The organism is Sphingopyxis panaciterrulae (assembly GCF_014199295.1).
Taxonomy (GTDB): domain Bacteria; phylum Pseudomonadota; class Alphaproteobacteria; order Sphingomonadales; family Sphingomonadaceae; genus Sphingopyxis; species Sphingopyxis panaciterrulae.
This window is the reverse complement of the sequence record NZ_JACIJH010000004.1, coordinates 211,936-224,000: the sequence shown is the minus strand read 5'-3', so window position 1 is coordinate 224,000 and position 12,065 is coordinate 211,936. Positions and strand designations below refer to the sequence as shown.

Annotated in this window: 10 protein-coding genes; 6 read left to right on the top strand and 4 right to left on the bottom strand. The window is 67.7% G+C overall.

Translation table 11 applies throughout. From position 1 onward, the window contains the following. The first annotated feature begins 3 nt into the window (after nt 1-3). The 3 genes from guaB (at nt 4) to FHR21_RS09400 (ending at nt 3,374) form a co-directional block, all read left to right on the top strand. Nucleotides 4-1,461, top strand: a complete 1,458-nt coding sequence (guaB, locus tag FHR21_RS09410; RefSeq protein WP_184097529.1) for an IMP dehydrogenase — start codon at nt 4-6, stop codon at nt 1,459-1,461. Between the two features lie 165 nt (nt 1,462-1,626). Next, nucleotides 1,627-2,817, top strand: a complete 1,191-nt coding sequence (locus FHR21_RS09405) for an RsmB/NOP family class I SAM-dependent RNA methyltransferase (protein ID WP_184097527.1) — start codon at nt 1,627-1,629, stop codon at nt 2,815-2,817. 32 nt (nt 2,818-2,849) lie between these two features. Then, nucleotides 2,850-3,374, top strand: coding sequence for a tetratricopeptide repeat protein (locus FHR21_RS09400; RefSeq protein WP_184097525.1), 525 nt, complete (start codon nt 2,850-2,852; stop codon nt 3,372-3,374). 207 nt (nt 3,375-3,581) lie between these two features. On the opposite strand, the gene rsmA is transcribed toward FHR21_RS09400, so the two are convergent. The 4 genes from rsmA to FHR21_RS09380 all read right to left on the bottom strand — a co-directional run bounded on the left by rsmA (nt 3,582) and on the right by FHR21_RS09380 (nt 9,283). Further along, nucleotides 3,582-4,430, bottom strand: coding sequence for a 16S rRNA (adenine(1518)-N(6)/adenine(1519)-N(6))-dimethyltransferase RsmA (rsmA, locus tag FHR21_RS09395; RefSeq protein ID WP_184097523.1), 849 nt, complete (start codon nt 4,428-4,430; stop codon nt 3,582-3,584). Beyond that, complete coding sequence (gene pdxA, locus FHR21_RS09390; RefSeq protein ID WP_184097522.1) at nt 4,427-5,446, bottom strand: 4-hydroxythreonine-4-phosphate dehydrogenase PdxA; 1,020 nt, start codon at nt 5,444-5,446, stop codon at nt 4,427-4,429. Before pdxA ends, rsmA begins: the two co-directional genes overlap by 4 nt. Then, nucleotides 5,446-6,801 carry a peptidylprolyl isomerase gene (locus FHR21_RS09385; RefSeq protein WP_184097520.1) on the bottom strand — a complete coding sequence of 452 codons (1,356 nt, stop codon included), beginning with the start codon at nt 6,799-6,801 and terminating at the stop codon, nt 5,446-5,448. Before FHR21_RS09385 ends, pdxA begins: the two co-directional genes overlap by 1 nt. 145 nt (nt 6,802-6,946) lie before the next feature. Continuing rightward, nucleotides 6,947-9,283: an LPS-assembly protein LptD gene (locus tag FHR21_RS09380; RefSeq protein ID WP_246427143.1), complete on the bottom strand. Its 2,337-nt coding sequence runs from the start codon at nt 9,281-9,283 to the stop codon at nt 6,947-6,949. Between the two features lie 146 nt (nt 9,284-9,429). On the opposite strand from FHR21_RS09380, the gene FHR21_RS09375 reads away from it, so the two are divergent. From FHR21_RS09375 to FHR21_RS09365, 3 genes are all read left to right on the top strand, one after another. Beyond that, entirely contained in the window at nt 9,430-10,887 is a 1,458-nt protein-coding gene (locus FHR21_RS09375; protein WP_184097518.1) for a leucyl aminopeptidase, read from the top strand. A gap of 115 nt (nt 10,888-11,002) precedes the next feature. Further along, nucleotides 11,003-11,452 (top strand): DNA polymerase III subunit chi, encoded by a 450-nt coding sequence (locus FHR21_RS09370; protein ID WP_184097516.1) that lies wholly within the window; start codon nt 11,003-11,005, stop codon nt 11,450-11,452. Nucleotides 11,453-11,469: 17 nt separating this feature from the next. Beyond that, the gene (locus FHR21_RS09365; RefSeq protein WP_184097514.1) at nt 11,470-11,985 is read left to right on the top strand and encodes a hypothetical protein; all 516 of its coding nucleotides are present in this window, start codon (nt 11,470-11,472) and stop codon (nt 11,983-11,985) included. The last annotated feature ends 80 nt before the right edge of the window (nt 11,986-12,065 follow it).

The window sequence follows — 12,065 nt, the reverse complement described above, 5'->3', positions numbered from 1 at the left end:
CCCATGGAAATCATCACCGGCCTGACCTTTGACGATGTGTTGCTGGTCCCCGGTCCGTCGGACATCCTGCCATCCGATGCCAATCTGTCGACGCAACTGACGAGCGAGATCAGCCTGAACATGCCGATCCTGTCGTCGGCGATGGACACGGTGACCGAGGCCGACATGGCGATATTGATGGCACAGATCGGCGGCATCGGCGTGCTCCACCGCAATCTGACGGTGGAGGAACAGGCGGCGGCGGTGCGGCAGGTCAAGCGTTTCGAGAGCGGCATGATCGTCAACCCGATCACCATCACCCCCGACGCGCCGCTATCCTATGCCACCGCGCTGATGGACCAGCACAAGATTTCCGGCATTCCCGTGGTCGAGCCGGGCGGCAAGCTGGTCGGCATCCTGACCCATCGCGACGTCCGCTTTGCCGACAATCCCGGCCAGCCGGTGCGCGAGCTGATGACCGCCGACAATCTGGCCACCGTGCGCCCCGGCGTCAGCCAGGAGGAAGCGCGCAAGCTGCTCCACCAGCGCCGTATCGAGAAACTGCTCGTGGTCGATGGCGACTATCGCTGTATCGGCCTGATCACCGTCAAGGACATGGAAAAGGCGGTGAATTTCCCCGACGCGACCAAGGACGAAAGCGGTCGGCTGCGCGTTGCGGCGGCGACCAATACCGGCGACAGCGGGGTCGAGCGTGCCGAGGCGCTGATCGACGCCGAATGCGACCTGATCGTCGTCGACACCGCGCACGGCCACAGCAAGATGGTCGGGGTGACGGTCGAGAAGATCAAGAAATTGTCGAACCGGGTGCAGGTGCTGGCGGGCAATGTCGCGACCGGCGAGGCGACCAGGGCGCTGATCGACTGCGGCGCCGACGGGGTGAAGGTCGGCATCGGTCCCGGATCGATCTGCACGACGCGCATCGTTGCCGGGGTCGGCGTGCCGCAGCTCACCGCCATCCTCGACAGCGTCGAGGCGGCATCGAAACTGAACGTGCCGGTCATCGCCGATGGCGGCCTGCGCACCTCGGGCGATATCGCCAAAGCTCTGGCCGCGGGCGCGTCGAGCGTGATGGTCGGATCGCTGCTCGCGGGCACGGCCGAGGCACCGGGCGAAACCTTCCTCTATCAGGGCCGCACCTACAAGAGCTATCGCGGCATGGGCAGCGTCGGCGCGATGGCGCGCGGGTCGGCCGACCGTTATTTCCAGCAGGATATCAAGGACCAGATGAAGCTGGTCCCCGAAGGTATCGAGGGGCAGGTGCCCTTCAAGGGACCGGCCAAGGATGTGATCCATCAGCTCGTCGGCGGCGTGAAGGCGGCAATGGGCTATACGGGCAGCCGCACGCTGAAGGATCTGCGCGAGCGCGCGAAATTCGTGCAGATCACCAATGCGGGTCTGCGTGAGAGCCATGTCCACGATGTCGCGATCACCCGCGAGGCACCCAATTATCCGGTAGGGTGAGGTGGCCGTGAATTCGTCCTCTCTGTATCCCCTCCCGCTTGCGGGAGGGGCCGCGAGACTTGCGGGCTTGCCCGCTAGTCGCAGCGGGGAGGGCCTGTGGCATAGTGTCGTCCCGGCAGCCCCCACCCCAACCCCTCCCCTGAAGGGGAGGGGCTTTGGCACGCCATGACCCCCGCCGCGCGCCTGCAGACTGCGATCGAGATTCTCGATGCCATCGCCGCCGCGGCCCGCGAGGGCGGGGCGCCGGCTGACACGATCTTTGCCGGGGCGATGCGCGCGCGGCGCTATGCGGGGTCGAAGGATCGCCGCGCGATCCGCAGTCATGTCTATGACGCGATCCGCCTCGTTCGTTCGGCGCCGCCATCGGGACGCGCGGCGATGCTGGCGCTGGCCGACCGCGATCCGGCGCTGGCGGCTTTGTTCGACGGCTCGCCCTATGGCCCCGCGCCGGTCGCGTCCGACGAGGCGCGTGCGGAAACCGGGCTGGCTTCGCCGGCGCTGATCGACCTGTTCGATCCGCTGATCGGTGCGGACGAGACGGAGGCGATGCTGGCGCGCGCGCCGCTCGACCTGCGCACCAACCGTCCTGCCGGCACGCGCGACGACCTCGCCGCGCTCTTCCCCGAGGGGCAGGCGATCGCGGGGGCGCCCGATGGTTGGCGGCTGCCGCCCGAGACCGCTGCGGTGCAGAATCCTGCCTATGCCGAGGGGCGTTTCGAGGTGCAGGACGCCGCCAGCCAATATGCGTCGTCGGCACTCGATGCCGCGCCGGACATGGCGATCGTCGACCTGTGCGCGGGCGGCGGCGGCAAGACGCTCGCCATCGCATCACTGACCGCCGATCGCGCCGATATCCTGGCCTGCGACGTCAACCGCGCGCGGCTGCGGCAATTGCCGCCGCGGGCGGAGCGGGCGAGCGCAACGCGCATCGCGACGCGGCTGCTCGACCCCGGCAAGGAAGCGGCGATGCTCGCCGACTGGCAAGGCCGCGCGACCCGCGTCTTCATCGACGCGCCCTGTTCGGGCAGCGGCACCTGGCGGCGCAGCCCCGAACTGCGCTGGCGCCTGACCCCCGCGCGGCTCGACCGCCATGTCGCCGATCAGGCGCGGCTCGTCGATATCGGCGCGGATCTGGTGGCGCCGGGGGGCAAACTCCTTTATGCCGTCTGCTCGATCATCGCGCGCGAGGGGCGAGCCCAGGTGGACGAATTTCTGAACCGGCATCCCGGCTGGACGGCCGACGACGACATGCTTCCGGCGGGCATCGGCCGCGCCGCGGGGCGCGGTTTTCTGCTGACTCCGGCGCGGGACGGCTGCGACGGCTTTTTCCTCGCAAGGCTGACGGCGCCATGTTAGCTTCCCCGCGGATCAAACGATGGGAGTATGCCATGCGCGTCAGTTTTCTGGCTATCGGAGCCGGCCTGGTCCTTGCGAGCCTGCCCACGGCCTCGGACGCGCAGCGTGCCGACAATGATATTTTTCCGGCCTCGATCGCGCTTCAAAAGCAGGGCGAGGCGGCGCAGGCGAAGGGCGACCTGAACGGCGCGGTCGACTATTATGAATCGGCGCTCGCCGCCGACCCGCGCAACCGTTCGGCGATCATCGCGCTGGCGCAGGTGGCGCGCGCGCAGGGACTGCCGGGCAAGGCGATCGGCCTTTATCGCGAAGCGCTGCTGCTCGAACCCAACGACCTCGTCGCGCTGACCGGTCAGGGCGAGGCGCTCGCCGCCAAGGGCGCGCTGGAGATCGCGCGCGAAAAGCTCGCCGACGCGCAGCGCCTGTGCAAGAGCGACTGCCCGCAGGTCGCGGCGCTGGAAAAGGCCATCGCGACCGGCGCCTCGCGGCACGTGGTCGCCGCCGAGGCGATCGCGCCGAAGCCGGTGGTAACGACCGTGACCAGCGGGCAGAACTGACGGGCGCGCATTGGCCGGTGTTGAAGGTCGCCATTCGCTAGTCTGTTCGTGTCGAGCAGAATGGAGAGGTGTCCGGAAACGACCGATAGGCGACGATCGGCGCTTTATAACCTTGTCTTTCCCGCCTTCGCGGGAATGACGAAGCTGGGGTATGGCCGCTTTCCACCCCTAACCGGTCTCGGTGCCAAGGCCGCCATTTCCCATCGCCTAACCGCCCGCCGATCCGCCCAGAACCCGCGCCAGCGCCACCCATTCGGCGACGCATACCGTTTCGGCGCGTCGCGTCGCGTCGATGCCGATGGCTTCGAGCGCGTCGACGGCGCCCGCGACGCCCTTGAGGCTCTGGCGCAGCATCTTGCGGCGCTGGCCGAAGCCCTTTTCGGTCAGGCGCGACAGCAAAGCGGGATCGACGCCCTCGGGCTGCGCCGCGGGGACGAGGTGGACGATGGCCGACATGACCTTGGGCGGCGGGGTGAAGGCGGAGCGGTGGACCTTCATCGCGATGCGCGCGGTCGCGCGCCACTGGGCGAGGACGCTGAGCCGGCCATAGGCGGGCGTGCCGACGGGGGCGACGATCCGCTCGGCGACCTCCTGCTGGAACATCAGGGTCAGCGAGCGCCATGAAGGCGGCCAGGCTGGGGGCTCGAGCCAGCGGGTGAACAGCGCGGTGCCGACATTATAGGGGAGGTTGGCGACGATGTGATAGGGACCACCGGCGGCCGCGTCGGCGTCGATCGCCATCGCGTCGCCGTCGATCACCGTCAGCCGGCCATCGAACGCCTCCGACAATTCGCCGAGGAGGGGCAGGCAGCGGTGGTCGCGCTCGACCGCGATCACCCGTGCGCCGGCACGGAGCAGCGCGCGCGTCAGGCCGCCGGGACCGGGACCGACCTCGAACACCGTCGCGCCGTCGAGATCGCCGGGCAGTGCGGCGATGCGGTCGAGGAGCTGTTCGTCGAACAGGAAATTCTGCCCGAGCGCCTTGCTCGCCGAGAGGCCGTGCGCGCGCACCGTGTCGCGAAGCGGCGGGAGCGGGCGGCGCGGCTGCGTCGTCACTTGGCGGGCGCGCAGCTTTGCTCGCGCGCCGCCGCCATCCGCGCCGCCATCGCGATCGCCGCGATCGTCGGCCCCGGATCGGCCCGGCCGCGGCCCGCGATGTTGAACGCCGTCCCGTGATCGGGCGAGGTGCGGACGATGGGCAGGCCGAGCGTCAGGTTGACGCCGTCGTGGAAATGCAGCGCCTTGAACGGCGCGAGCGCCTGATCGTGATAGGGGCAGAGCAGGGCGTCATACTGGTCGCGGATGCCCGGCGCGAACAGCGCATCGGCGGCAAGCGGCCCGTCGACGACCAGCCCTTCCTCCGCCAATTGCTCGACCGCGGGGGCGACGATGCGGATTTCCTCGTCGCCGAGCCGGCCGCTTTCGCCGGCATGGGGGTTGAGGCCCGCGATGGCAAGGCGCGGCGCGGCGACGGCGAAATCGCGGCGGAGCCCGCGCGCGACGATCCGCGCCTTGGCGACGATCAGCTCGCCGGTCAGCCGTTCGGGCACCTCGGCGAGCGGGATGTGGACGGTCAGCGGCACGACGCGCAGGGCGGGGCCTGCAAGCATCATCACCGCATTGGTCGCGGCGACACCGCAGCGTTCGGCGATGAATTCGGTCTGGCCGGGGTGGGTATAGCCGATCCCTTGCAGCGCGTGCTTCGACACCGGCCCGGTGACGAGCGCGGCGCTCGCCTGGGTGCGGGTCAGCCCGATCCCGGTCTCGAGCGCGTGGAGCGCGCAGGTCGCGCCCGCCGGCGTCGGCTCGCCCGGCGTCAGCGGTCCGCTGTCCTCCAGGTGCCAGACGGGCAGCGCCTCGGCAAAGGTCCGCACCGCCTCCTCCATGTCGCCGACGCGGGCGACCGGCCCGTCCCAGACGGCATCGATCGCCGCGATGTCGCCGATGGCGACGAAGGGCGGCAGTCCATGTTCGCGCCGCGCTGCCCAGGCACGCGCCGCGACTTCGGGGCCGACGCCGGCCGGGTCACCCATGGTGACCGCGATCGGACGTCGATGCGAAAAATCACTCATCAGCTATATTCGATCACGGCATCCCGGCGCAGGTCGCGCAGATAGCGCTGAGCCCGCTTGTTGACCTTTTCGTCGAGAAGCTGCTGCTCGATCTGCTCGGCGCTCGGCGCGCCGGCTGCCTGCGGCATGTCGCGGCCGCACAGGACGAGGACGCTGATGCCCTCATTCTCGGCACCGAAGGGCTGGGTGGTCTGGCCGACCTGCAGTGTCGCGAGCGTCTGTTGCAGCGGGGCGGGCAGTTGCCGCATCGAAATATTGTCGCGCGACACGATCTGCGCGCCCAGCGACTGCGCGACCTGATCGGCGGCGCCGCAGCCGGAAATCGCGCCCGTCGCCGTGGTGAATTTGCTCGCCAGTTCGGTCGCCTGCGCCGGGGTGGTGCCGGCCGGGAAGTCGAGCGAAATCTGCTTGAGGCTGAGGAGCGCGTCGCGCGGATCGGCGGTCAGCACCTGGCGCCGATCGACCATCAGCATGATCGAGACGCCGCCCGGCACCTCGATCGGCCCGACGAGCTGGCCTGGCCCCATCTGCGCCGCTGCCTCCGCCATCGATGCCGGGAGCTGGCCGGCGCGGACCCAGCCGAGATCGCCGCCGACGACCGCGGTCGACGCTTCGGAGAATTGGCGCGCATAGGCGGCGAAGGAGCCGCCCGCCTGCAGCGCTTCCATGATCTTGCGCGCATTCTCGACCACCGCGGCGACATTGTCCTGCGTCGCCGACAGATAGATTTCGCCGAGATGATATTCGTCCTGCCCCTTCGCCGCCTCGAGCCGCTTGAGCACCGAATCGACCTCATCGGTCGATACGTTGGTGGTCGATTGAATATTGCTCGACAGCAGGCGGTCCCACGCAAATTCGCCGCGAATCTGTTGCTTGACCGCCGCGGCGGACGAGCCCTTGGACGTCAGATATTTGGAAAAATCCTCGGGCGACTGCTTGAAGCGCGCGGCGAGCTGGGCATATTGCTGATTGATCAGATTCTCGTCGATCGTGATCTCGGCCTGCTTCGCGGCCTGAATCTGCAATTTTTCGTCGATCAGGTTGCTGAACACCTGCTGGCGCAGCCGCTCCTCTTCCTCGGGGCTGAGCTTCAGGTTCGAGTTGGCGATGCGGATCAGCGCCATGCGCTGCTCGATGTCGGTCGAGGTGATGATCTCGCCATTCACGGTTGCCGAGGGGCGATAGACGTTGGGCTTGGCATCGCCATAGAGTTTGACGTTGCCGGGAATGTCGAGGCTGGTGGTGGGCACCTCATTATCGGAAACGGTGGTTTCGGAAGCGGTCTGGGCGATCACCGGCGTCGCGCTGACGGCCGCCACGGCGATCAGGCCGATCATGGTCGAAAATCTGGTCATCTTCACCCTATTCGAGAAACAGTGGCACGCTCCGTATCAGCGGATGCGCCCGATGGTCCAGCGCAATCCGCCATCCGGACCCTTTGGCGGCACGGATAGGCTCGCGACGCTGAACGCAGGCTGAGCGAGCGGGCAGGCGAGCAAGCTAGAACCCCAGGTTGCGGAAGGCGACGCGGAAGGAGAAGCTGTTGCCGCGCCGCGCATCGCCGGTGTCGATATAGTCGCGGCGCCAGGTCAGTGCGATCGACAGGCAATCATCGTCATAGGCAAGGCCGAGCCGGTGGCGAATCGGCTCGAACCCGTCGCCGGTGCTGAGCGGGTCCTCTTTGGCGCTCGTCAGGTCGACGATCGCCGAACCGAAGATCGACCAGTTGCGCGCAAAGGCGACGCGGCCGCCGGCGCGCACTTCCTCGCGGTCCTGCAGATCCTCGGCCACGCTGACGATGTCGCGGTTGAGGCGCGAATAGCCGAGCACGGCGTAGGTCGACCGGCCGCCGATCGTCGCATCGAATTCGTTGCGGCGGACGGCCAGGCTGTCCTTGTCGAGCCGGAAGCGGTGGGTGAGGCGCAGAAAATCCCGGTAGGCGACGGTGGTGCGCCCGACGATGTCGGAGGTGCGGTCGGTCAGACCAGTGCCGTCGGGGAACAGCGTCGGCTTGCTCGACAGGCGATAGCTTTGCCCGACCACGGTGCTGATGTTGAAGCCGGGGCGGCTGTAGTTCCATTCGAAGCCATAGGTGACGCGCGCGCCGTCCTCGAACCGGTCGTAACCGTTGAAGCGGTTGATCGCGAACAGATTGCTGTCTTCGAGGTCGAAGGCGCGCGCATCCTCGTTCGGAATATCCAGATTCTCGATCGGCGGCGTCGCGACGATCTGGACGCGCGGCGTCAGCGTTTGCGTGCCGCCCAGAAATTCGCCGATGAAGGGCCAGCGCATGTCGGCCGCGACCGCGGCGATGCCGCGCGCTTGCCACCCCGACGCGCCGCGATAGCCGGGGATGGCGGTGAGGAGATTCTCGTCGCTGTGATAGACGTCGCCCCGCACCATGGCGGTCAGCGTCACCTCTTGTCCCAGCCCGGTCAGACGGCGCAGATCCCAGCGCGCGCCGGCGAAGGCACGCTGCGTATCCTGCCCCGCGGTGCGGCCAATCGCGACGGTGTTGAGTTGCAGCTCGAACTGACCGCCCAGCCACGGATCGTCGAGCCGCTGGCGGAAATCGATGATCGGCAGCGCAATCGGCTGTTGCCCCTGTTCGTCGTTGAAGCGCAGCGTCTGGGTCGCCCAGCCGGCGATCGACAAATAGCTCTGCCCGCCGATCCGCTCGACCTCGAAGGTCGAGCGCAACCGGTCGTCGCGGCTGATGTCGTAGCGGCGCATGAAGGTGCGGTCGGTCGCGATGCGACCCGAATAGCTGACGCTCCATTGGGGATCGATCTGGAACTTGCCCGCACTCTCCAGATAGCCGCGGAACTCGTTGGTCGAGGTCGTCGGCGTTCCGACCAGCGGCACGACCGAGCTATAGGTCGCATAGCCGTTGATACGGAACGATCCGAAATCGGTGAGCGCCCGGAATTCGCCCTCCAGCATCGGCGCCGCATCGGTATAGAGGTGCGGCGTGATCGTCATGTCGCGGTTCGGCGCGAGGCGAAGATAATAGGGAACCGCGATCTCGAAGCCGTTGGTGCGGTCGAGCCGGACATTGGGGACCAGAAGGCCGCTGCCCGCCTCGCTCGTCGCCGGGTGGCTGAGACCCGGCAGTGGGATCAGCGGCAGTCCGAAGACCTCGACCCGCGCACCCTTGTACTTCACCTTGTTCTTCGCCCGGTCGTACAGCACGCGCACCGCGCGAATCTGCCAGCTCGGCTTCTTGGGGCAGCCCGCCTCGTCGACGACGGGGCAGGGGGTGTAGGCGGCGTTCTCAAGCTCGATATTGCCGTTGTCGAAGCGGGTGCCGCGCACCGCGGCCAGCCGCGAGCCGTTCTCGAGCACGACGAGCAGATCCTCGACCACCCCGTCGTGCAGGCTGTCGGTCAGTTCGATCCGGTCGCCATAGGCGGTATCGCCCTCCGGATTGCGGATCGCGACGTCGCCTTCGGCGACGACCTGTCCGCTCCGGCGGTCCCATGTAACCTTGTCGGCGCGCATCGAAATGGCGTCGCGGTTCATCTCGACATTGCCCTCGGCAATCACGACGTCGCTGTCGCTGTCGTAGTGAAGATTGTCGGCGGCGAAACCGACCTGGTCCTCGGCGGCGACTTTCGGCGCATCGGTGATCACCGGCGACACGTCGGGGGTCTGCAGATCGGGCTCGCCGGGCGGGACGCTGTCGTCCGGCAGGGTCGGGACGGCGGGCGGCGGGACGACCTGCTCTTCGGGGGCGTCCTGTGCGACGGCCGGGCTTGCGGCGAACGCCAGCAAGCTTGCAGTCGCCAGCCAGAGCCGACGCTTGCCGGTCGCGCGAGGGAACAAAGCCCAGCTCATGTAAACCCTTCGTGCCAAACCTTAGGGTCCTGACCCTATATTGCGTCCACCGGACTCGAAACGGCTGCTTTGTTTTTGCAACTCGCAGGCGAAACCCCTATCGGTCCCACACGTTGCAATCAATCACCGCATAAGAGAGTTAAGGCATGGACATTCAATTTGTCGCGCAAATCGACGCGTCTGCCGACGTCGTCGCCTTTCCGGTCCGCAAGGGCGGGCTTTCGGCCGTCGCCGGCGCGCAGGCGCCGCTGCTGACGGCGGCGGCCTCGCAGGCGCGGTTCGACGGTGCGGCAGGCGCGATCGCCGAGACGACCGTGTTGGCGGGCAGCGGGGCGCAGCGGTTGCTGCTCGTCGGCATCGGCGAGGGCGGCGAGCATGATCTGGAGCGCGGCGGTGCGGCGCTGACGGCGCGGCTGCAGACCAGCGGCGTCCAGACGGTCCATGTCGATTTCGCGAGCGCCGGACAGAGCGATGCCGAGGATGTGCTGTCCTTTGCCATGGGCGCGAAGCTGCGGAACTGGCGGATCGACACCTATCGCACGCGGCTGGCCGATACTGCGAAGCCCAGCCTGACGACGGTCGTGATCGCGTCGCCCGCCGGCGACCTGTCGGCGCGCTGGGGCCGTTATTCGGCGGTCGCGGACGGCGTCGCGCTGACCCAGACGCTGGTCGCCGAGCCGCCGAACCTCCTCTATCCCGAAACCTTCGTCGAGCGCTGCCAGCATCTCGCCGACCTGGGGATCGAGCTCGAAATCCTCGACGAGCGGCAGATGAAAGCGCTCGGCATGGGGGCGCTGCTCGGCGTCGCGCAGGGCTCGACGCGGCCGCCGCGACTGCTCGCGATGCGCTGGAACGGCGGCGCGGCGGGGGAGGCGCCGGTGGTGTTCGTCGGCAAGGGCGTCACCTTCGACACCGGCGGCATCAGCCTGAAGCCAGGGCCGGGCATGGACATGATGAAGTGGGACATGGGCGGCGCGGGTGCGGTAGCGGGCGCGATGAAGGCGATCGCGGGCCGCAAGGCGAAGGCGAATGTCGTCGGCGTCGTCGGGCTGGTCGAGAATATGCCCGACGGCAACGCGCAGCGTCCGGGCGACATCGTCACCACCATGTCGGGGCAGACGGTCGAGGTGCTCAACACCGACGCCGAGGGACGGCTGGTTCTGTGCGACGCGATCGCCTGGGCGCAGAAGAGCTATGACCCCAAGGTCATCGTCGACCTTGCGACGCTGACCGGCGCGATGGTCATCTCGCTCGGCCACGAATATGCCGGCATGTTCGCGAACGACGAGGACCTGGCGGCGAAGCTGCTGAGCGCTGCGGATGCGAGCAACGACAAATTGTGGCGTTTCCCGCTGTCGCCTGCCTACGACAAGTTGCTCGACAGTCCGATCGCCGACATCAAGAATATCGGCCCGCGCGAGGCCGGCTCGATCACCGCAGCGCAGTTTCTGAAGCGCTTCGTGAACGAGGGGGTCGCCTGGGCGCATCTCGATATCGCGGGCATGGCATGGCACGACAAGGACGGTCCGACCTATGTCAAGGGCGCGACCGGCTATGGTGTGCGCCTGCTCGACCGGTTCATCGCCGATCATTGCGAAGGATAGGCTTGTGGCCTCGTCATTGCGAGCGAAGCGAAGCAATCCAGGGCGGTTACCGCCTGCTCTGGATTGCCGCGTCGCCTCCGGCTCCTCGCAATGACGACCGTGAGCTAGGCAGAAAATGGCGCGCGTCGATTTCTATCGGCTGACCCGCGATCCCGCCGAGCGGGTACTCCCCGCCATCGCGGGCCGGATATTGGACAGCGGCGAGCGGCTGTTGGTCGTCGCCGGGCCGGCGATGCAGCGTCAGGCGATCGACGAGGCGCTGTGGACGCTTCAGCCCGCGAGTTTCCTGCCGCACGCCATGGCCGAGACGGCCGATGCCGCGCTCGAACCGATCCTGATCGCCGGCGCGCTGGTGCCGCCCGCCGCCAATGGTGCGCATCATGTCGCGCTGGCCGATGGCGAATGGCGCGAAGAGGCGCTGACATTTGACCGCGTCTTTTTTCTCTTCGATAACAGCCGCATCGACGACGCGCGCGCGACCTGGCGAAAACTGGGCGCGGCGGAGGGCGTCGAACGGCATTTCTGGAAGCAGGACGACCGCGGTCGCTGGTCGGAAGGCCCCTGATCGAGAGGAGAATGAGGATGCGTACCCTGGTCCTGACGGCGGCGCTGCTGCTCGCCGCGTGCGGCTCGCAATCGGAGAAGGAGGTCGCCAGCGGCACCGTCACCGACCCCGAGACCGGCGAAACCACCGACTATAAGGTCACCGCGAGCGGCGAGGGCGACGAGGGCAATGTCAGCATCAAGACCGAAGACGGCGAGATGAGCTTTGGGGGCGGCGCTGCCAATGCGAAGCTGCCCGACGGCTTCGCGCCCTATCCAGGGTCGAAGATGACCGGCGGCTTCACCGCGACGGGCAAGGGCAGCCAGTCGGGCATGGCGAGCTTCGAGGCGCCCGGAAAGGCCGAGGACGTGATCGCCCATTTCCGCAAGCAGGCGGAAGCCGCGGGCTTCAAGGTCAATGCCGAGGTGAAGTCGGGCGACACGCTGATGATCGGTGCCGCAAAGCCGGACGACGACAAGTCCGGGGTCCAGGTCACCGCGACGCAGGAGGGCGGCAAGGTGACGGGCAGCGTCACCTATGGCGTGGGCGGATAGTCGGTTGGGGAAGCTTTCCTTCGTTCTTGCGGTGCAGCAAAAGCGCGGCTAGAGGCGCGCGCAACCCAAAGCACGATAAC